17 protein-coding genes and 1 tRNA gene are annotated in these 19,997 nt (G+C 67.8%); 6 read left to right on the top strand and 12 right to left on the bottom strand.

Annotated elements, in window-relative coordinates; genetic code table 11:
- Window positions 1-106: 106 nt before the first annotated feature.
- The 3 genes from tilS (at window position 107) to ABFG95_RS05630 (ending at window position 2,766) form a co-directional block, all read left to right on the top strand.
- Window positions 107-1,105 (top strand): tRNA lysidine(34) synthetase TilS, encoded by a 999-nt coding sequence (gene tilS, locus ABFG95_RS05640; RefSeq protein WP_348996036.1) that lies wholly within the window; start codon window positions 107-109, stop codon window positions 1,103-1,105.
- A gap of 215 nt (window positions 1,106-1,320) precedes the next feature.
- Window positions 1,321-2,586, top strand: coding sequence for an aspartate kinase (locus tag ABFG95_RS05635; RefSeq protein ID WP_049072922.1), 1,266 nt, complete (start codon window positions 1,321-1,323; stop codon window positions 2,584-2,586).
- Window positions 2,587-2,673: 87 nt separating this feature from the next.
- Window positions 2,674-2,766 (top strand) — tRNA-Ser (locus ABFG95_RS05630).
- A gap of 147 nt (window positions 2,767-2,913) precedes the next feature.
- Here ABFG95_RS05630 and ABFG95_RS05625 read toward each other — a convergent pair.
- The 12 genes from ABFG95_RS05625 to ABFG95_RS05570 form a co-directional block, all read right to left on the bottom strand.
- Entirely contained in the window at window positions 2,914-3,147 is a 234-nt protein-coding gene (locus tag ABFG95_RS05625) for a hypothetical protein (RefSeq protein ID WP_068953584.1), read from the bottom strand.
- A gap of 21 nt (window positions 3,148-3,168) precedes the next feature.
- Window positions 3,169-4,659, bottom strand: coding sequence for a cytochrome c oxidase accessory protein CcoG (gene ccoG, locus ABFG95_RS05620; RefSeq protein WP_348995557.1), 1,491 nt, complete (start codon window positions 4,657-4,659; stop codon window positions 3,169-3,171).
- Between the two features lie 10 nt (window positions 4,660-4,669).
- Window positions 4,670-5,623, bottom strand: a complete 954-nt coding sequence (gene ccoP / locus ABFG95_RS05615) for a cytochrome-c oxidase, cbb3-type subunit III (RefSeq protein ID WP_175147105.1) — start codon at window positions 5,621-5,623, stop codon at window positions 4,670-4,672.
- Entirely contained in the window at window positions 5,620-5,796 is a 177-nt protein-coding gene (locus ABFG95_RS05610; RefSeq protein ID WP_175147109.1) for a CcoQ/FixQ family Cbb3-type cytochrome c oxidase assembly chaperone, read from the bottom strand. Before ABFG95_RS05610 ends, ccoP begins: the two co-directional genes overlap by 4 nt.
- The gene (gene ccoO / locus ABFG95_RS05605; RefSeq protein WP_175147104.1) at window positions 5,796-6,539 is read right to left on the bottom strand and encodes a cytochrome-c oxidase, cbb3-type subunit II; all 744 of its coding nucleotides are present in this window, start codon (window positions 6,537-6,539) and stop codon (window positions 5,796-5,798) included. Before ccoO ends, ABFG95_RS05610 begins: the two co-directional genes overlap by 1 nt.
- 10 nt (window positions 6,540-6,549) lie before the next feature.
- Window positions 6,550-8,016 carry a cytochrome-c oxidase, cbb3-type subunit I gene (gene ccoN / locus ABFG95_RS05600; RefSeq protein WP_175147103.1) on the bottom strand — a complete coding sequence of 489 codons (1,467 nt, stop codon included), beginning with the start codon at window positions 8,014-8,016 and terminating at the stop codon, window positions 6,550-6,552.
- Window positions 8,017-8,091: 75 nt separating this feature from the next.
- A complete protein-coding gene (gene ccoS / locus ABFG95_RS05595) occupies window positions 8,092-8,253 on the bottom strand; it encodes a cbb3-type cytochrome oxidase assembly protein CcoS (RefSeq protein ID WP_045953287.1) in 162 nt (53 codons plus the stop codon).
- The gene (locus ABFG95_RS05590; RefSeq protein WP_278989725.1) at window positions 8,250-9,224 is read right to left on the bottom strand and encodes a hypothetical protein; all 975 of its coding nucleotides are present in this window, start codon (window positions 9,222-9,224) and stop codon (window positions 8,250-8,252) included. Before ABFG95_RS05590 ends, ccoS begins: the two co-directional genes overlap by 4 nt.
- 52 nt (window positions 9,225-9,276) lie before the next feature.
- On the bottom strand, window positions 9,277-10,314 hold the full coding sequence (locus ABFG95_RS05585; protein ID WP_348995556.1) for a c-type cytochrome: 1,038 nt from the start codon (window positions 10,312-10,314) through the stop codon (window positions 9,277-9,279).
- Window positions 10,311-11,036, bottom strand: coding sequence for a c-type cytochrome (locus ABFG95_RS05580; RefSeq protein WP_278989729.1), 726 nt, complete (start codon window positions 11,034-11,036; stop codon window positions 10,311-10,313). Before ABFG95_RS05580 ends, ABFG95_RS05585 begins: the two co-directional genes overlap by 4 nt.
- Before the next feature lie 286 nt (window positions 11,037-11,322).
- Complete coding sequence (locus tag ABFG95_RS05575) at window positions 11,323-11,655, bottom strand: hypothetical protein (RefSeq protein WP_348995555.1); 333 nt, start codon at window positions 11,653-11,655, stop codon at window positions 11,323-11,325.
- Between the two features lie 74 nt (window positions 11,656-11,729).
- The gene (locus ABFG95_RS05570) at window positions 11,730-12,137 is read right to left on the bottom strand and encodes a hypothetical protein (RefSeq protein ID WP_049072923.1); all 408 of its coding nucleotides are present in this window, start codon (window positions 12,135-12,137) and stop codon (window positions 11,730-11,732) included.
- Window positions 12,138-12,671: 534 nt separating this feature from the next.
- Here ABFG95_RS05570 and ABFG95_RS05565 point away from each other — a divergent pair.
- The 3 genes from ABFG95_RS05565 to ABFG95_RS05555 are packed head-to-tail and all read left to right on the top strand — an operon-like array spanning window position 12,672 to window position 19,979.
- The gene (locus ABFG95_RS05565) at window positions 12,672-15,443 is read left to right on the top strand and encodes an ATP-binding protein (protein WP_348995554.1); all 2,772 of its coding nucleotides are present in this window, start codon (window positions 12,672-12,674) and stop codon (window positions 15,441-15,443) included.
- Window positions 15,440-16,714 (top strand): EAL domain-containing protein, encoded by a 1,275-nt coding sequence (locus tag ABFG95_RS05560; RefSeq protein ID WP_336725030.1) that lies wholly within the window; start codon window positions 15,440-15,442, stop codon window positions 16,712-16,714. Before ABFG95_RS05565 ends, ABFG95_RS05560 begins: the two co-directional genes overlap by 4 nt.
- Before the next feature lie 7 nt (window positions 16,715-16,721).
- Window positions 16,722-19,979 (top strand): hybrid sensor histidine kinase/response regulator, encoded by a 3,258-nt coding sequence (locus ABFG95_RS05555; protein ID WP_278989734.1) that lies wholly within the window; start codon window positions 16,722-16,724, stop codon window positions 19,977-19,979.
- Window positions 19,980-19,997 lie beyond the last annotated feature (18 nt).

The raw sequence follows: 19,997 nt of genomic DNA, 5'->3' as shown, positions 1-19,997 counted from the left end.
CCGCTTCCGGCCCGCGCCCGCCGCCATGACTTCCCGCCCCGCGTCCGACTCGACTGCCGCGGGGACGCCTTCCCCCCATCCCGTCTCGCCCGACCTGATCGCGGCCCTGCGCCGCGCCCTGCAAGCCCTGCCGCGGCCGCCAGGGCGTTTCGCCGTGGCTGTCAGCGGCGGCGCCGACTCGGCCATGCTGGCGGTCCATGCCGCCGCCGTGGCGCGGGAACGGGGCGCCGGCGTGGCGCTGCTGCACGTGCATCACGGCCTGCAAGCCGCCGCCGATGGCTGGCGCGATCAGGTCGAGGCGCTGGCCGGGCTGCTGGAATTGCCGCTGCGGCAGGCCCGCGTCGAGGTCGACGCGGCCGGCGGCAAGGGCATCGAGGCCGCCGCGCGCGACGCCCGCTATGCCGCGCTGGCGCGGCTGGCGGCCGAGGAGGGCATTGGCGTGGTCCTGCTGGCGCACCATCGCAATGACCAGGCCGAGACCGTGCTGCTGCGCCTGCTGCGCGGCACCGGGCTGGCCGGCATGGCGGCCATGGCGCCGCTCACATCGCGTGACGGCCTGACCTATCTGCGACCGTGGCTGGAGCAGGACCGGGCGACGATCCTGCAGGCCGCGCGGCAGTTTGCCGACGCCACCGGCTGGCACGCGGTGCAGGACCCGACCAACGCCGATCCGCGCTACACCCGCGCCGCGCTGCGCGAATTGCTGGCGCCGGTGCTGGATGCGCGCTGGCCCGGCTGGCGCGCCATCGTCGCGCGTCACGCCCGGCACATGGCCGAAGCCAACGAGATCCTGGACGAGGTGGCGCGCGAGGATTTCGCCGCGCTGGAGCCGAGCGCGGACGGCGCCAGCTTCTCGCTGGCGGCCTGGCGGCGACTGTCGCCGGCGCGCCAGGCGCACGTGCTGCGCCACTGGATGGCGCAACAGGGCGCCCGCATGCCGACCGAGGCGCGCCTGAACGACCTGTTGCGCCAGCTGCGCGGCCTGCACAGCCTGGGGCACGACCGCCAGTTGCGGGTCGAACAGGCCGGCCACGTGGTGCGCTGCCATCGCGGGCGGGTCTGGATCGAGCCGCGGCCGGATCCGCAACCGCCGGCGTCACGTTAGCGCAAAGGTGGGGGCGCCCGGTGCCGGCAGGCGCCGCGCGCAGTGAAATCCGCGGCTGACGCCGTCGAATTCTGGCCAGAACGACATTTTTCCGGAAAAAACGACCGTTCCCTGGAAAGAAAATTCCATGGCCTGCGCAAATTTTTACCGTCGGGATAGAATATGAGGTTTTGCCCGTCAACACTCTTGCGGCGGGTCCCCAGCCAGAGTACGAGATGTCCCTGATCGTTCATAAATATGGCGGTACTTCGATGGGCTCGGTCGAGCGCATCAGGAACGTGGCGCGACGCGTCGCGAAGTGGCACGCTGCCGGCCACCAGGTTGTCGTGGTGCCGTCGGCCATGGCAGGCGAAACCAATCGCCTGCTGGGCCTGGCGCGCGAGATTACGCCCCAACCCGACGCGCGCGAGCTCGACATGATCGCCGCCACCGGCGAGCAGGCCAGCAGCGGCCTGTTGGCCATCGCGCTGCAAGCCGAAGGCGTCGCCGCCCGCAGCTACGCGGGCTGGCAGGTGCCGGTGCGCACCGATTCGTCGTTCACCAAGGCCCGCATCACGTCGATCGACGACGCCCGCATCCGCGCCGACCTGGACGCCGGCCGCGTGGTCATCGTCACCGGCTTCCAGGGCGTGGACCCTGACGGCCACATCACCACCCTGGGCCGCGGCGGCTCCGACACCTCGGCCGTGGCCGTGGCGGCGGCGCTCAAGGCCGATGAATGCCTGATCTACACCGATGTGGATGGCGTCTACACGACCGATCCGCGGGTGGTGCCCGAAGCGCGCCGCATGGCCGTCGTTTCCTTCGAGGAAATGCTGGAAATGGCCTCGCTGGGCTCCAAGGTCCTGCAGATCCGCTCGGTCGAATTCGCCGGCAAATACCGTGTGCCGACGCGGGTGCTGTCCTCGCTGACCGACCCGCTCATCCCGCTCGACGAAGAAATGTGTTCGGGCACGCTGATTACTTTTGAGGAAGACGAAAAAATGGAAGCCGCCGTTGTCTCCGGCATCGCCTTCAGCCGCGACGAAGCCAAAATCACCCTGCTGGGTGTTCCCGACAAACCCGGCATCGCCTTCTCGATCCTGGGCCCGGTCGCCGCCGCCAACATCGACGTCGACATGATCGTGCAGAACCAGTCCGTGGCCGGCACGACCGATTTCTCGTTCACCGTGAACCGCAACGAGTTCGCCCGCGCCGTCGACCTGCTCAAGCGCGAAGTGATCCCCGCCGTGGGCGCGCGCGAGCTCTCGACCGACGAGAAGGTCGCCAAGGTTTCCATCGTCGGCATCGGCATGCGCTCGCACGTTGGCGTGGCCAGCCTGATGTTCCAGACGCTGTCGCAAGAGGGCATCAACATCCAGATGATCAGCACCAGCGAAATCAAGACCTCGGTGATCATCGACGACAAGTACATGGAACTGGGCGTGCGCGCGCTGCACAAGGCCTTCGGCCTGGACCAGGCGCCCGCCACCAAGGTCTGAGCGAACGGACACAGCACGATTTTTTCCCTGCCGCGCCTTGGTTGCGGGCAATAGTGTAAAAAGTCGTGCTAGAATCTCGTTCTCTTCGGAGATGTGCCCGAGAGGCTGAAGGGGCTCCCCTGCTAAGGGAGTATGTGGCTAAAAACTGCATCGTGGGTTCGAATCCCACCATCTCCGCCAGATTCCCTGCCTGGCATGCCAGGCAGGTAAAAAACCCGCAGAACGCAAGTTCTGCGGGTTTTTTCTTGGGCATTCCTGTTCTTGGGCATCTTCGCGGATACCTCTGCGGGTACATACGGCGGCGCGCGTTCGGCCCGGCCCGAAGATCTACAGACTGTCCGACGCCGGCGGCGAGGATACCGCATCGACCTGCTCGATCACCAACCCGCGCGTGACCACGCCTTCCTGGATCGGCTGGTTGCCGAAGTACGTAAAGGCAAGGTAGATCGTGATGGCGCAACCGATCACCGCCAGGAACGGCCCGGCCATCAGGAACCACGGCCAGGGTTCGCGGTACCAGGGCTTGACCATCGGTGGCGCGGCAACAGGGGCGGTATTCATCGTCGGTATCCTTTTCCAGATTCACTCGGGCACGTAGAAACTTGCGGGTTCATCGGTCTCGATCGACCGGTTTTCCTGATCGCGGGCACGGGCCCGCAGCGTGATCGGGTGCGCGCCCGGCTCGGCCCCGGCCGGCGCGCGGATCACCATCGGCACCAGCTTGTTGGCCGCCGCCTCGACCTGCACCACGTCCGACTCGCCCTGCCCGGCGCGCACCGCCAGGCCGGGCAGCCCCTCGGCCGACAGCCGCAAGCGCAGCGGCGAGTCCGAGGTGTTGATGATCTGCAGCCGATACACGTTCTCGATCATGCCGCCGGCCACCTCTCGACCCAGCGCGCCGCGATCGCGGATCACGTCCACCCGCAGCGGGTTGCGCATCGCCAGCGAGGTCACGAACGCCACCGCCAGCCCCAGGATCAGCGTGCCGTAGATCAGCACGCGCGGGCGCAGCAGGTGCGAACGCGCGCTTTGTGTCGACAGCCCGTCCAGCATGGCGCGCTCGGACGTGTAGCGGATCAGCCCGGACGGATACTGCATCTTGTCCATCACCTGCTCGCAGGCATCGATACAGGCGCCGCAGCCAATGCACATGTATTGCAGGCCCTCGCGGATGTCGATGCCGGTCGGACAGACCTGCACGCACAGGCTGCAATCGACGCAGTCGCCCAACCCCGCGGCCTTGTGATCGACCTTGCGCGAACGGCCGCCGCGCGGATCGCCGCGACGTTTGTCATAGGTCACGACGAAGGTATCGGGATCGACCATCACGCTCTGGAAGCGCGCGTACGGGCACATGTACTTGCAGACCGACTCGCGCATGAAGCCGGCGTTGCCCCAGGTGGCGAACCCGTAGAGCACCATCCAGAACCATTGCCCCGGGCCCAGCTGCAGCGTGAACAGCTCGTGGCCCAGCTCGCGGATCGGCGCGAAGTAGCCGATGAAGGTCGAGCCGGTCCACCAGGCCAGCGCGATCCACAGGAAGTGCTTGGTGACCTTCAGGCGCGCCTTGCGCCAGGTCCAGGGCGATTCATCCAGGCGGATGCGGGCGACGCGGTCGCCTTCGACCTTGCGCTCGATCCACATGAAGATCTCGGTGTAGACCGTCTGCGGACAGGCGTAGCCGCAGAACAGCCGCCCGGCCACCGCGGTGAACAGGAACAGCGCCAGCGCCGAGATCACCAGCAGCACCGCCAGGTAGACCACGTCCTGCGGCCACAGCACCAGGCCGAACAGGTAGAACTTGCGCGCGCCCAGGTCGAACAGCACCGCCTGGCGGCCGTTCCATTGCAGCCACGGCAGGCCGTAGAAGATCAGTTGGGTGAGGAAGACGAAGGCGATGCGCCAGCGCGCGAAGATGCCGCTGACCGAGCGCGGGTAGATCTTGCCGCGCACGCCGGCCAGGGTCTGCTCCAGCGTTTCCTGGCCCGGACGCGGCGGCCGCACGTGCGGCCGCCAGGGTGGCGGGTCGCCGCCAGGCGGACTGCTGACGCTTGAGGTTGACCCATCATCCATGGGGCGAGGCCTAGTCGGCCGGGCCGGCCGGCGGGGCCGGCCGCGCCTGCGCGTCGGGCTTGTTCGACAGGCCCCAGACCCAGGCCGTCAGGAGCTTGATCTGCACCGGCGTCAGGATGTCGCCGTGCGCCGGCATGTGATTTTCGCGCCCATCCAGGATGGTCTTGACGATGGACGCTTCCGAACTGCCGTAAAGCCAGACTTCGTCGGTCAGATTCGGCGCGCCCAGGACCTGGTTGCCCTTGCCATCGACACCGTGACAGGCAATGCAGTAGGTCTGATAGCCGCGCTGGCCACGCAATACCCGCTCCGGATCCGCGTCCAGCCCCGACAGCGACCGCACGTATTGCGCGATGTCGCCGGCAGCCTTGGGGGCGATGGCGGCTTTCCAGGCCGGCATCACGCCGACGCGGCCATAAGTGATGGTCTGCATGATGGTGTCGGGCGAGCCGCCATACAGCCAGTCCTTGTCGGCCAGGTTGGGAAAGCTGGGCCCGCCCTTGGCGTCGGAACCGTGGCATTGCGCGCAGGTGTTCAGGAACAGGCGCTGGCCGATCTCCCGGGCGCCCGGGTCCGCGGCGATCTGCGGCACGGTCATGGTCTCGAAGCGCGCGTAGATCGGGCGCACGGCCTCGGCCATCCTGGCCTGCTGCCGCGCCACTTCGTCGGCGCTGCTGTAGCCCAGCAGGCCTTGGTATGTTCCCAGGCCCGGCATCAAGAACAGGTAGCCCAGCGCGACCGCGCACGCCAACAAGAACATCCAGGTCCACCAGCCCGGCACCGGGTTGTTCAGTTCGGTCAGGTCGCCATCCCAGACATGGCCGGTGTCGTCCGCCTGGCCGCCGGCCGGCTTGGCGCCGAGCCAGCGGCGTTGCGAGTACAGCAGCGTCACGCAGAACACCACGCCGCCGACCGCGACGATGGAGATGAAGTAGCCCCAGAAGCCGCTGACGAAATCGCTCATGGCCGATCCGCTCCGTCTTGTTGTGCCGGCCCGAATTCATCGGGCAGCGCGAACGGCAGCATCGCCGATTCGTTGTTGGCGCCCTGGCGGCCGCGCGAGCAGGCCCACCAGACGATGCCGAGGAAGGTTGCCATCGAGATCGCGGTGACGATTGCGCTTACGTAGGCCATGATCAACCTCCCGAGGCGGCGGGCTGCGCCGCCTGCCTGGCTTCTTCGGCCTTCTTGGCCTCTTCCGCCTTCCTGGATTCCTCGGCCTTCCTGGCATCTTCCGCCTTCCTGGCCTGCTGCGCCTTGCGCACGCCTACGCCTAGCCCTTGCAGGTAGGCTACCAGCGCGTCCTCTTCGGTCTTGCCTTCGATGGCCTTGGGCGCGGCGGCGATCTCTTCGTCGGTATACGGTACGCCCAGGGCCCGCAGCGCGCGCATGCGCTGCTCGACGTTCTGGCCGGTGATCACCGTCTTTTCCAGCCATGGATAGGCCGGCATGTTGGACTCGGGCACCACCAGGCGCGGGTTGCGAAGGTGGATGCGATGCCACTCGTCGGAGTAGCGTTCGCCCACGCGCGCCAGATCCGGGCCGGTGCGCTTGGAACCCCACAGGAAGGGATGGTCGTACATGGACTCCGCGGCCAGCGAGTAGGGGCCGTAACGTTGCACTTCGGCCGCCAATACACGAATCTGCTGCGAGTGGCAGCCCACACAGCCTTCGCGGATGTAGACGTCGCGCCCCATCAGGCGCAGCGGGCTGTAGGGTTCGACCCCTGCCACCGGCTGCGTGGTGCTGTGTTGGAAAAACAGCGGCACGATCTGCACCAGCCCGGCGAAGGACACCACCAGGATGCTGGCGATGATCATCCAGCCGATGTTCTTTTCGAGCGTCTGGTGGGAGAAAAATCCTTGTTGCTTGTCGGCCATGATGTCCTCGTCAAGCGGTGGCCGGTGCGCCGACGGCGTGGGCGGTGTCCGGCGGAATGGCGGGGTTGACCGCCTTCGCGCCGCTCACCGTCTTCCATACGTTCCAGGCCATGATCCAGATACCCGACAAGTAGAGCGTGCCGCCCAGCAGCCGGATCAGGTAATACGGCACCCGGGTCTTGAGCTCTTCGACGAAGCTGTACACCAGCGTGCCGTCGGCCGCCGTGTCGCGCCACATCAGGCCCTGCTGCACCCCGGCGATCCACATCGCGGCGATGTACAGCACCACGCCGATGGTGGCGATCCAGAAGTGCAGTTCGATAGCCTTGACGCTGTACATCTTTTCGCGGCCATACAGGCGCGGGATCAGGTAGTAGAGCGAGCCGAACGAGATCATCGCGACCCAGCCCAGCGCGCCCGAGTGCACGTGGCCGATGGTCCAGTCGGTGTAGTGCGACAGCGCGTTCACGGTGCGGATCGCCATCATCGAGCCTTCGAACGTGGCCATGCCGTAGAACGACAGCGCGGTCACCATGAACTTCAGGATCGGATCGGTGCGCAGCTTGTACCAGGCGCCCTGCAGCGTCATGATGCCGTTGATCATGCCGCCCCACGACGGCGCCAGCAGGATCAGCGAGAACGTCATGCCCAGCGACTGGGTCCAGTCGGGCAGCGAGGTGTACAGCAGGTGGTGCGGACCGGCCCACATGTAGGTGAAGGCCAGCGCCCAGAAGTGGACGATGGACAGGCGGTACGAATAGATCGGACGGCCGGCCTGCTTGGGCACGAAGTAATACATCATGCCCAGGAAGCTGGTGGTCAGGAAGAAGCCGACCGCGTTGTGGCCGTACCACCACTGCACCATGGCGTCCTGCACGCCGGCGTAGGCCGAGTAGGACTTCCACAGCGTCACCGGCATCTCGATGTTGTTGAAGATGTGCAGGATGGCGATGGTGAGGATGTACGAGCCGAAGAACCAGTTGGCCACGTAGATGTGCTTGGCGCGGCGCTTGATGATGGTGCCGAAGAACACGATGGCATAGGCCACCCAGACCAGCGTGATCAGGATGTCGATGGGCCATTCGAGTTCGGCGTATTCCTTGCTGCTGGTGTAGCCCAGCGGCAAGGTGATGACAGCGCCGACGATGACGACCTGCCAGCCCCAGAACGTGAAGGCGGCCAGCCAGTCACAGAAAAGGCGGGCCTGACAGGTGCGCTGGACCACGTAGTACGAGGTCGCGAACAGCGCGCTGCCGCCGAAGGCGAAGATCACGGCGTTGGTGTGCAGCGGACGCAGGCGGCCGTAGCTGAGCCAGGCGGTGTCGAAATTCAACTGAGGCCAGATCAGCTGCGCGGCGAGAAAAACGCCCACGGTCATGCCGACGATGCCCCAGAACACGGTGACCAATGCGAACTGCCGGACGATACGGTAGTTGAAGGTGTCGGACTTGCTCGCGATGGCGGTGTAATGGTCCATTACCGCCCCTTTTTCAAAACAACAGCCTCCAGTTTCAATGATGAGGGTCGATATGAATATGGGATTCGATCCGAATCATCCGCGAACCGTCGGTCCGCTGTCGTCGTCGCGCAGGATGGCGGCGCCGGCGTTGTCGGTATCGTCATATTGGCCATTGAAAACGGCCCACCACAATGACACGCCGATGACCAGCACGAACAGCAGGGACAGCGGCAGCAGCAGGTAGAGAATGATCATGGGGCGGACCCCGGCGCTTCGGCGCATGCCAGATCAGCGGACCAATCGCGGCGGGCCCACCGCCACGCGTTGCATGCCACCGCCAACGACGACACCAGCATGGCGATCGCCGCCAGCCAGGGCGTGACCCAGCCGACCAGCGCCAGCGGCGTCATCAACAGATGCCAGGCCAGCGAGCCATGCAGGCTCTGGCGCGCCTTGCGCTGCGCCTGGGCCAGCAGCGTGTCCAGCGCCGCGTCGGACATCGACGGATGGGCCGCCAGCGCCGAATGGGCCGACGCCATGGCGGTGGGCACCGCCATCGACATGGCGCAGGGACAACTCATCACCAGCAGCGCCACCATGACGGGAAGGCTGCGGGTCGGATCGATATAGGCCCAGGCGGCCGCCGCGGCCAGCGCCAACGCCACCTGCGCCATGACGAAGCGCGAAGCCAGCCGGTCGGCGCCGGCGCCCAGCAGCAGGCGTTGCGCCTCGACCCGGGCATGCCGTTGGCCGCCCGTCGAGCCGCCGAACGACTGCCGGGCGCACAGTTCCAGGTAGCGCGCCGTCAGCAGGAAGGCGACGAACATGGTGACCGAATCGAAATACACCTCGCCGTGGCCGGTGCAGGTGGCATGCACGCTGGGAATGAAGGCGGCCACGATGCCCAGCGCCACCGGCACGTCCATGCCGGCGCGGCCGTAACGCAGGTTGGCGCCGGCGTGGCGCCAGATCGGCCAGGCCGAATACAGCACCACCGGCACGGTCAGGGCCAGGCTGGCCCAGTTCATCAGCACGATGGCCCAGTCCAGCGTTTCCAGGGCGTCCCTGGGGATGCCGTCATGGCGCAGGTAGCCCGGCCAGGCGAACATCATCACCTGCATCATCGCCAGCCACGCCAGCGACAGACGCAGCAACGCGTGCCGGCGCAGCTGCCGATCGGCGTCGGACAGGCTCGGGGGCTGCGCGAAAATCGATCGGTGCCGCATGGCGTGACGGTTTGGTTCGCAAGCCGTCGTCATGGGCCGATGAAATCCGGCCTCAGCGCCCGGCGCCCTGCGCCAGCCTGCCTCCGGACTGCGGCGCCTCGCTGCCAAGCAGGTGGCCATTGATTTCGAGGCCGTACAGCGAATCCTCGGAATCGTGGTATTTGGCGCGGGTCTTGGCCACGGATTCGGTGTAGCGCGGATCTTGCGGACGTTCATGCGCGTTCATGAAGTAGGCCACGTCCCAGGCTTCCTGGTCGCTCAGCAGGCCGCCGCGGCCCAATGGCATGTTGGCCTTGATGAAGCCGGCGGCGTTCTTGATCTGATGCATGCCGGCGCCCCAGTTGAAGGAATCGGTCCCCCACAAGGCCGGGAAGACCCAGTGTTCGCCATTCTTCTGACCCTGGCCTTCGTCGCCATGGCAGACGGCGCAGTTCCGGGCGTAGACCTGGCTGCCCCGCAGGTAGTCGGCCTTCTGCGGCGGCGCCGCCAGCTTCGGATAGCCGTGGCCCTTGAGCGGCACGCCGGTGGGTGCCTTGTCGGCGAGCCAGAACATGTAGGTCTGCAGGGCGACCAGGACCGGATCGTCGGCCGCGGGTGGCTTGCCGTTCATGCTGAAACGGAAACAACCCTGCAATCGTTCGGCGAGCGTATTGACGTGGCCGTTCTTGGCGCGATAGGCCGGATACATCACGTAGGCTGCCCACATGGGCGCGGCGTCGGGGCGGCGGCCGGCGTCCAGGTGGCAGCTGGAGCAATTCAGGTTGTTGCCCGCGAACTGGGGAGCGTTCTGCGGCGTATGTAGGAAGATCTGCTCGCCTTGGCGCACGGTCTTGCCGAATGCCGTGTCCGGCAGTGAGGCGGCCGATGGCGGCGTGAAAGCGGGGCGGGTATCGGGCCGCGGCGCGGCGGCCGCAGGACCAAGGATTGACGTCCGATCGGCGGGCGCATCGGCTGGCGGGCGAGGAGGGGCCGTCGTGGGAAACGTCGGGCGCCCGTTGCGAATCGCGGTGGCCAGGACGATCGCGCTGATGACCAGCAGCGCAAGGACGGCAACCTGCAGCGGGCGCAGACGGGCGGAGGGCGGGATCATGGCTTGGCCTTCGCGGCGGTGCCGGCTTGCGTGGCGAGCGGGTCGGCGGTCCTGGGCAGGCCGGCGTAGTAGGCGGACACCGCGGTGATCTCGGCGTCTGTCAGGCGCGTGGCGACCGCCGCCATCAAGCCCAGCGGGCCGGGCGGACGTTGGTTTTCACGCCAGAGGCGCAACTGTTCGGCGAGGTAGGTGGCGGGCTGGCCCGCCAGGCTTGGGAAATGATCGCCCACCCCGATGCCGCCGGGGCCGTGGCACTGGTTGCAGGCGGGTATGTTCCTGTCCCAGGCGCCACGAATGGCGAGCCAGGCGCCCACGTCGGCGGGCTTGGGAGACTGCAGCGCCGTGGCGGCCAGGCGGTCGGTGTCCAGGGGGGAGGGCAGCGCGGCGTAGAACTGCGCCATGGCCTCGCGTTGCGCCGGTTCCAGTGTCTTGGCGATGGCTGTCATGACGGGACTGACGCGCGAGCCGTTGGCGATGGCCTCAAGCTGTTCCTGCAGATAGGCCGCGCCAGCGCCTGCCAATCGCGGAAAGCCGGAGACCGGATTGCCTTCTCCGTGGGCGCCGTGGCAGAGCATACAGGCGGGCGCGCCGTTGGCGCCCTGGGTGCTGATGAGCAGTGCGTCAGGCGCGCCATGAACCGTGCCGGGCACTACGGAAAACACACTGGCGAAGAAGATCGCCACGCTCGCCCATCGGGCGCCGGGCAGAAGGCGGGAGGACATGAGGAGGAACGCTGCCGAAGATTTTGGCTCGACTATATTTCCAAAGACGACGACATAGAACCGCTATGCATGAAAGGTAGGACACAAAGATCGCGTTCGCGCACGCACCCGTCGCATCGCGACGATGCCGTCCGTCCTGTCCAGGCGCAAAAAAACCCGCGGAACGTGAGTTCTGCGGGGTTCTATGGCGAGCCTGCCGGTCGTCGGCCTCGCTTGCTTGCCTTGATCCGCGGCAGCCCTGGTTCGGGGCCTGGTGCGCGGCCTCGACCCTGCCGGGTCGGGCCGTCTACTTGATCTTGCTGCAGCGGAAGGCCTCGATACCCTTTTCCACGTAGTGCGGCTCGCGCGCGCAGGCCGCGCGCATCGCCTGGTTGGCCAGGGTCATGAGATTGGCCGCGTGGGTCATGGCTTCCAGGCCATCCTGGCCGGGGCCGATCTTGTCGTAGCGTTCCTTGAATTGATTGGCCTGCTTGGCGTAGGCGAACGCGCGCATGACGTCGGCGTAGGCGATGGCGCGGGAGATGTCGCCGGCGGTGGGCTTCTTCTCGGCGCCGAAGGCCTGGCCGGACAGCAAGGCCAGCGCGAGCAGGGAGGCGAAAGTGGCTTTCATGTTCATCATCAGGAATTCTCTTGCGGGTTGTCCGATGGGAGGCTGGCTGGCGGCGCGCATGCGCGATGCCGGGCGCGCGGCCATCACCACATCTTGCAGGTCGTGCCGTTGTTGACCAGTTCGCCGCCGACGACGATGCCCTTTTCGTCGACGTGAAGCATGGTGTAGCAGCTGGCGACGCCCGTGCGTCGCTGGTAGATGGTGCCGGTGTTGGAGCCGAAGCCATAGCTGACGCCGCCGGGCGGAGGCACGTAGAAGGAGCCGACGGCCTCATCCCAGGAGACTTCGCCCGAGGTCTGCCACATGTAGACCAGTTGTCCGATCGGCAGGTCTTCGCTGGCATAGACGCGGTCGGGCACGCCCCAGTCGACCACGATGTCATTCACGGGCTTGCCCTTGTGGCGCATCATCGCCACGTCCCAGGTGGTGCAGGCGCTCAACACGGCGCCGCACAGGCAGGCCAGCAGGGCCTTGAAAAAACTGAATCGCACGTTTGTTTTCCTTATTCAGATGCTTGACAGGTGCCCTACGCGCCGCATCATGCCAGCGCCCCGGGGAGATGGCGAGAGGGGGTGTGGCGTGCATTCCACACCCTGGGGACGCCCATGTGGACGCGCTGAAACGGTTTTTCCGGGGTTCCCATGGGGCAGGGTTCGGGAAAAACGCGGCCCCGTCATAGGGCGATGGCGGGCCATGGCGGGCGGCGGCGTTTGCGCGGCTCGGGCAAGGCTGACGCCGCTCCGAATTGAATTATTTGATTTGGTTACATATGGCGTGCCGCCGCCGTGTGGCGCCGGCGCGACGAGGAGTCCGGCGTCGCGGCGCAGGGGCGGGGCGGCGCCACGCGCCCTCGAGCGTGACTTCGCGCGCGGCCAACTCGGCGCGACGCCCGCGCCCGCAGCTCGTCTCCCCCGCGCTTTGAGAATATTCTTGGTTTGGCCGCGAGGGCGGAAATCTACGATAGCCGCATGATCGTAAATCCCCGTTCCCGGGAAGCATTGACGGCGGCGGCCCCCGGGCTGCCTATGCTTCTGCTGCATATGTTTGCCGTGGCGCTCGCGGCATGCATCCTGGTGGGAACGGCGCTCTACGCCTATTGGTCGTTCACCGGCGAGGTCTCGAAATACCGCCGCCGCATGAACGCCGGCGCCTACAACGCCCAGCTGTATTTCGACCAGCGCGAAGCGCTGCTGCGGTCGGTGGCGGCCTCGGCGGTGCGCAACACCGATCACATGCCGGTCGCCCGCACCCCCAAGACCTTCGGCGCCACCGGCCAGATCAGCGTCACGCCGCTGGTCGATGCCGCCGGCGCCTATGAATGGGCGCTGATCCTCACACCGCGCGACCGCGCCAACGTGGCGCAGCTGCGCGCCCACATCGTCTACGCCGCGCCCGGCGGCGACGCCGTCACGCGCCTGCCTGTCCGATCCGATGGCGGCGCCGAGCCCATGTCCACGGAAACCGCGCGCTGGCTGGCGCAAACCCTGCGCCTGCACAGCGCGCGGCCTGGCCCCGATGGCCGCACGCCGATCGTCTGGCTGCGTCCGCCGATGGACGAGGCCAACCGGCTGTTCCTCTACGCCCCGGCCGACGTGGCGGGCGAGGAACGCACCTGGGTCGGCCTCGAGGTGGGCGGCCTGGCCAGCATGGTCGAAGCCGAATGCGCCAGCGATGGCGCCGGCTATGCGCTGTACGACGGCTCGGGCGCCATGGCGCTGCACGGCGGCAGGCTGCCGTCGCGGGTCGACGAAACCCCTGCCTACCTGTCGCGCGATTCCTTTCATCTGCGCGGCGACAGCTGGTGGCCGCAGACGCTGGTGCTGGTCAAGTCGGTCGGCGAGGCCGGCTGGCGGCTGGCCTACTACGTGCCCATCGGCGATCTGCTCGAAGACGGCGCCGCGTCGTTCTGGGCCGCCGGCGCGGTGGCGGTCGCGCTGATCCTGGTCGTGCTGCTGGCGGTGCGCCACATCCGCAACCGGCTGGTGCGGCCGGCGCTGCGGCAGTACGAAGCCCTGGTCGACAGCGTGGCGCTGAACCGCAAGATCGTCGAAGTGGCCCCGGTCGGGCTGTGCCTGCTGCGGCGCACCGACGGCGCCGTGCTGCTGTCCAACGCGGCCGCGCGCCAGTGGCTGGGCGAGCAGGACCACTGGCGTGAAGCCCTGCTGCGCGCGGGCGCGGAGACCGGCGGGCAGGAATACACGCTGGCCGATGGCCGCAGCGCCTACGTGGCCTGCGCCGCCACCACCTACCAGTCCGAGGACGTGGTGCTGTGCGGCATCAGCGACATCACCGCCCAGAAGAACGTCGAACGCGCGCTGCGCCAGGCCAAGCAGGCCACCGACCGCGCCAGCGAGTCCAAGGCCATGTTCTTCGCCACCATCAGCCACGAGATCCGCACGCCGCTGTACGGCATCCTCGGCACGCTGGAACTGCTGGCGCTGACCGGCCTGACCGGCCAGCAGGAGCAATACCTCGGCACCATCCAGCAATCGTCCTCGACCCTGCTGCGCACCATCAACGGCACGCTCGACCTGTCGCGCATCGAGGCCGGCCGCGAGGAGCTCGACATCGGCGCTTTCTCGCCGGCCGACCTGGTCGAACAGGTGGTGGCGAACTACGCGGCGCGGGCCCGCGCCAAGGGGCTGGACGTCTACGCGGTCACCGAGGTCGGCATGCCGATGGCGGTGCAGGGCGACGCCATCCGCATCCTGCAGATCCTCAACAACCTGGTCAGCAACGCCGTCAAGTTCACCGAGGCCGGCCGGGTCGTGCTGCGCGCCAGCGCCACGGACGACGGCCCGGGGCGGGTGCGCCTGCGTTTCCAGGTGGCCGATACCGGCCCGGGGATCCGCGAAAGCCATCGCGCGCGCCTGTTCGAGCCTTACTTCCGCGCGCCGGCGGGCCAGGACAACGACGTCGCGGGCACGGGCCTGGGGCTGACGATCTGCCGGCGCCTGTCCGACCTGATGGGCGGCACGCTGGCGGTGGTCAGCGAGGAAGGGCTGGGCACCAGCATCTCGTTCTGCCTCTCGCTGGCGGCCGACGACGCGGACGGCGCCGCGCCAGTGACGCTGCAGCCGCGGCCGGTGTACGTGGATGGCGCGGTGCCCGAGGTGATCGACAACGTGCGCGGCTGGCTGAATGCCTGCGGCGCGATCGCATTACCGTACCGCAAGCCCGCCGATGACGCCGAGCCGGCCGGCGCGGTGCTGGTGCAGACCTGGCCGCCGTCGACGCCGGAGCCGCGCTGGCCGCATCGGCGCGTGCGGGTGCTGGCGCCCGGCGCCCACCAGGGCGCCTTCATGACCAACGCCGTTGGCGGCGTGGCCAGCGCCTTCAATCCCGTCAGCATCTGCCGCGCGGTGCAGATGGCGCAGGATGGGGTCGAGCGCGGCGCGCTGGGCGCCGACGGCGGCGCGCAACGGTCGCTGGGCCTGCGGGTGCTGGTGGTCGAGGACAACGTCATCAACCAGCTGATCCTGCGCGAGCAGCTGGAACACCTGGGCTGCGTCGCGACCCTGGCCAGCAACGGCGACGAGGCGCTGCGGCTGTGGCGCGGCCAGCCGTTCGACCTGGTCCTGACCGACCTGAACATGCCTGTCGTCAATGGCTATGAGCTGACGCGGGCCCTGCGGGACGGCGGCCACGCCGGCCCCATCATCGGCCTGACCTCCAGTTCGGCCGCCGAGATCGCGCAGCGCGGGGTGGCCGCGGGCATGAACCAGGTGCTGTGCAAGCCCTTGCCGTTCATGGTCCTGGCCCAGACCCTGCACGGCGTCGCAAAGGATATGACGTGAAACAGCTTTCAGACTACAAAGTGCTGGTCCTGGACGACCACGCCTTGCAATGCCTGCACCTGCGGGACCTGCTGCGGCAGGCCGGCTTCGGTCACGTGGATACGGTGGAAAGCGCCGACGAGGCGCTCGACCGCATCCGCGCCGAGGGCTACCACCTGGTGCTCATGGACATCCGCATGCCGGGCATGGACGGCGTCCAGTTCATCCACGAACTCGCCCGCCTGAACCTGCGGCCGATATTGGCCGTGGTCACCGCGTGTTCGCGCCGCATGGCCAACAGCGTCGGCCTGATGGCCAAGGAGAACGGCTTCTCGATGCTCGGCACCTTCGTCAAGCCCATCACCGGCGAGCAGATCGCGGGCCTGGCCGAGCGCCTGCAGCGCCGCCCGCCGGCCGAGGCGCCGGGGGCGCTGGCCAGCCCTGGCGACACCGGCGACCTGCTGGATCGCGCCAGCGTCGAATGCGCCCTGCGCGACGGCAGCATCCAGGCCTGGTTCCAGCCCAAGAAGTCGCTGGCCTCGGGCGCCATCGTGGGCGCCGAGGCGCTGGTGCGCTGGAAGCACCGGGGGCTGGGCCTGATGATGCCGGGCTCGTTCCTGCGCACGTTGCGCGAGTACGGCCTGGACTACGAGCTGCTGACGCGCATGCTGGAGGACAGCCTGGCCGCCTACCGTGCCTGGCGCCAGCGCGGCTTTCGCGTGCCGGTCTCCATCAACCTGCCCGTCAGCCTGCTGGACCGCCCGCAGCTGCCGGACGAACTGCATCACCTGGTCACCAATAGCGGCATTCCCGCCGAGGACGTAACATTCGAACTCCTGGAAGACGACGTGACGGTGGTGCCTGGCAATTACTACATGGGCGCCAGCCGGCTGCGGCTGAAGGGGTTCGGTCTGTCGCAGGACGATTTTGGCAAGGGCTATAGTTCGATGTACAGCCTCATCTCCACGCCGTTCACGGAATTGAAGATCGACCGCGCCTTCGTGCACGGCGTCACCAAGGACGAGGTCCGCGCGGCCGCGCTGGTGTCGTCGGTGCAGTTGGGGCGGCAGCTGGGGCTGCAGGTCACGGCCGAAGGCGTCGAAACCATGGAAGACCTGCAGTTCCTGCGCCGCATCGGCTGTGACTGCGTGCAAGGCTTCCTGATCTCGGCGGCCGTGGACCTGGCGGCGTTCAACGAATTGCTGGCCAACGAACCGAGCCAGGGCGAACCGCGCGCCACCCCCGCGGAAAGACCGGCGGCACGCCGGCGACATGGCGCCCATGGGCACTGAAGCACCTATGAAACTGGATACGCCGCTCATCAAGGTCATCCGAGCGTCCCGTCGTTTGAACATCGCGCTGTTCGGCGCCCTGCCATTGCTGCTGGCGCTGGGCGGCGTGCTCTATTGGGGCGGTCAGCGCATCCTGCAGCAGGAAGAGGAGAAGCTGCGCGTCGATTTTACCGTGCTGGTCGGCTACATCCATGCCCACGAGACCGTGCTGCAGGGGCTGTACGCGCAGGGCCTGAATCCCGACGGCCTGCGGCTGGTGGCGCCCACGCCGGTCCGCGAGACCAGCGGTTTCGACCGCGCTTCCTGGGCTTTCTTCGATGGCCAGCACGCGATCGCCGCCATGCCGTTCTCGCTGCTGTGCCAGAGCCCCGACGCCTGCCCGGTGAGCAACGGCGTATTCACCGGCATCGGCGGCTACCTGTCGGACTTCTATTCCACGCGCTGGGCGGCCTCGGTGTATCCGGCGGCGCCGCTTTTCATCATTTCCCCGAGCCAGCAGATCAGCCTGAGCGTGCCGGCGATTTCCACGGTGTCCGGCTACGAGCCGCTGACCCGCCACACCTTCCTGGCGGTGGTCCAGGCGGTGCAGCAGGCCGCCGGCGGCACCGATCCCGAGGACCGTTCCGGCAGCGAGGGCCCGCGCGTGACGTGGCTACGCGACGCCGACCTGCCCGACGACATCATCGGCATGCTGCCGGTGATGCTGCCGCTGAACGCGCGCGATGGCACCATCGCCACGCGCCGCAACGTCTACGCCGTGTCGCTCTTGAACCGCGGCCGCGTCAGCATCTCCGAGCGGGTCCTGAACATGCCCCTGTACGACCAGTTCTGGCTGCAGCACCAGGGCAAGGCCATCCTGTTCGGCGAAGGCGCGCCGCCGCAGGTCGCGCAGGCGGGCTTTCATTTCGGCGGCGACGGCCTGGTGCTGCGCATCGCCGACAAAAGCGGCACCTGGACGGGCTACTACAAGCTCAACTACGGCAGCTTCTTTCGCGCCAACATGTGGCTGCCGCTGACGGTGCTGCTGATGCTCGCGCTGGGCCTGGCGGCCGGCGCCGGCTACCTGCTCTGGTACAACCGGCGCGTGATCCATCCCGCCGAGGTCGCCCACCTGGACATGGTCGAAAGCGAGGAATTCAACCGCACCGTGCTCGACACGGCGCCGGTCGCGCTGTGCGTGCTGTCGCGGCTGGAGGGGCGCGTGGTGTTCAGCAACGCGCTGGCGAGCCAATGGCTCGGCATCGGCGTGGGCGAACAACCGCACGACTCGCCCGAGGCCAACAAGCTGTTGCGCCAGGTGCTGGGCGCGACCCGGCCCGGCACCATCGAGACCTTCCGCACCCACGAGGGCCGGCCGCTGTTCGTCGCCTTCGCGCCGACCCGCTACAAGAAGCAGGACGTGGTGCTGTGCGCCTTCGCCGACATCAGCGCGCGCGCCGAGATGGAACGCACGCTGGCGCAGGCCAAGCAGCAGGCCGACCGCGCCAACGAGGCCAAGTCCACCTTCCTGGCCACCATGAGCCACGAGATCCGCACCCCGCTGTATGGCGTGCTCGGCACGCTCGAGGTGCTGTCCCTGACCCACCTGGACGACGAACAGCGCCGCCATGTCGACCGCATCCAGGATTCCTCGGTGATCCTGCAGCAGTTGATCAGCGACATCCTCGACATCACCAAGATCGAGTCCGGCCAGCTGGCCCTCGAAATGGACGGCTTCGATCCGCGCGAGCTGGTCGAGAACTGCATTGCCTCGTACGCCGGCATGGCCGAGCAGAAGGGGCTCGTCATCTACAGCTGCGTCGACACCTCGACGCCCGCCTGGGTGGTGGGCGACGGCGGGCGCATCCGGCAGGTCCTGAACAACCTGGTCAACAACGCCATCAAGTTCACCGATTCCGGCCACGTGGTGGCGCGCCTGCGGGCCGAGGCCCTGCCGGATGCGCGCACCCGCCTGCATTTCCAGGTGGTCGACAGCGGCGTCGGCATCAGCGCCGAGAACCAGGCGAGCCTGTTCGAACCGTTCTATCAGATCGATAGCCGATCGCATCTGGTGCGGGGGGCAGGCATCGGCCTGTCGATCTGCGCCCGTCTTGCGGAATTGATGGGGAGTACCATCCAAGTGACCAGTGAATTGGGCCTGGGCAGCAGTTTCTCGATCGCCATCGACCTGGACACGGCCGAGCCGCCGCCCGGGCCGTCGCCGCGGCTGGAGGGGCTGCGCGTCTACGTGCGCAGCGCGCGCAAGGAACTGAGCGACAACATCTGCCAGTGGCTGATCTATTGGGGCGCCCAGGCCAGCATCGCGCCGGCGACCCTGACGCCGGAAGAGGCGGGCGACGGCGTGCTGGTCGACGTGCATATCGCCGGCGACGCGGCGGCGCCGACCGAATGGCAGGGGCCGGTGGTGTCGGCGGGCGGGCGCGACGTGCGCGGCGCCGCGCTGTACCGCGCCGACCGCCACTATCTCACCAGCATCGGCTTCGCGCTCGAGCGCTGGGCCAGCGGCGATGTCGACACCGCCAAGGAAACCGTGGCGCCGCATTACGCGCCGCTCAACCTGCGCATCCTGGTGGCCGAGGACAACCCGATCAACCAGGTCACGATGTGCGACCAGCTGGAACAGCTGGGCTGCCAGGTGACGCTGGCGCCCGATGGCGCCGAGGCCCTGGCGCAATGGAACATCGGTCCGTTCGACGTGGTGCTGACGGACGTCAACATGCCGCGCATGAACGGCTACGAACTGGCCGGCGCATTGCGGGCGCAGGGCGTGACGGTGCCCATCATCGGCGTCACGGCCAATGCGCTCAAGGACGAGGAGGCGCGCTGCAAGGCGGCCGGCATGAGCAGCTGGCTGGTCAAGCCGATCAAGCTCAGCCTGCTGTGGAACCAGCTGCGCGCGCATCGCACCGGCCGCGCGGCGACGGTGGCAGCGGGCGAAGGGCCCGCCGCGCCCGCCGTGCCTGTCAATGCCGCGCCGGCGCGGGGCGCGCCGCCGATCGTCGGCAAGTATCGCGACGTCTTCCTGCAGACCATGACCCAGGACCTGGCGCGGCTGGAGCAGGCCCACGCCGGTGGCGACCTGCGCGACCTGCGCTCGGTGCTGCACCGCATGCGCGGCGGCTTCGCCGCGGTGCAGGCGATGGACCTGTACCAGCAGGCCGAGCAGGCCGAGGAACGGCTGGCCGCCGATGGCCTGAGCGACACGGCCAGGACCCTGCTCACGGCCTTGCAGGCCGAGTTGCGCAGGACGTTGGCCGAGATCTGAGGCGGGCCGCGCCGGCGC

This window comes from Achromobacter sp. HNDS-1, from assembly GCF_040084795.1.
Taxonomy (GTDB): Bacteria; Pseudomonadota; Gammaproteobacteria; order Burkholderiales; family Burkholderiaceae_B; genus Achromobacter; species Achromobacter ruhlandii.
This window is presented reverse-complemented; position numbering and strand designations above follow the sequence as displayed.

Excerpts from the sequence above, each read along its gene's own strand:
- ABFG95_RS05635 (WP_049072922.1), top strand. The coding sequence starts at position 1,321 with ATGTCCCTGATCGTTCATAAATATGGCGGTACTTCGATGGGCTCGGTC.
- ABFG95_RS05625 (WP_068953584.1), bottom strand. The coding sequence starts at position 3,147 with ATGAATACCGCCCCTGTTGCCGCGCCACCGATGGTCAAGCCCTGGTAC.
- ccoG (WP_348995557.1), bottom strand. The coding sequence starts at position 4,659 with ATGGATGATGGGTCAACCTCAAGCGTCAGCAGTCCGCCTGGCGGCGAC.
- ccoP (WP_175147105.1), bottom strand. The coding sequence starts at position 5,623 with ATGAGCGATTTCGTCAGCGGCTTCTGGGGCTACTTCATCTCCATCGTC.
- ccoO (WP_175147104.1), bottom strand. The coding sequence starts at position 6,539 with ATGGCCGACAAGCAACAAGGATTTTTCTCCCACCAGACGCTCGAAAAG.
- ccoN (WP_175147103.1), bottom strand. The coding sequence starts at position 8,016 with ATGGACCATTACACCGCCATCGCGAGCAAGTCCGACACCTTCAACTAC.
- ccoS (WP_045953287.1), bottom strand. The coding sequence starts at position 8,253 with ATGATCATTCTCTACCTGCTGCTGCCGCTGTCCCTGCTGTTCGTGCTG.
- ABFG95_RS05590 (WP_278989725.1), bottom strand. The coding sequence starts at position 9,224 with ATGCGGCACCGATCGATTTTCGCGCAGCCCCCGAGCCTGTCCGACGCC.
- ABFG95_RS05585 (WP_348995556.1), bottom strand. The coding sequence starts at position 10,314 with ATGATCCCGCCCTCCGCCCGTCTGCGCCCGCTGCAGGTTGCCGTCCTT.
- ABFG95_RS05580 (WP_278989729.1), bottom strand. The coding sequence starts at position 11,036 with ATGTCCTCCCGCCTTCTGCCCGGCGCCCGATGGGCGAGCGTGGCGATC.
- ABFG95_RS05575 (WP_348995555.1), bottom strand. The coding sequence starts at position 11,655 with ATGATGAACATGAAAGCCACTTTCGCCTCCCTGCTCGCGCTGGCCTTG.
- ABFG95_RS05565 (WP_348995554.1), top strand. The coding sequence starts at position 12,672 with ATGCTTCTGCTGCATATGTTTGCCGTGGCGCTCGCGGCATGCATCCTG.
- ABFG95_RS05555 (WP_278989734.1), top strand. The coding sequence starts at position 16,722 with ATGAAACTGGATACGCCGCTCATCAAGGTCATCCGAGCGTCCCGTCGT.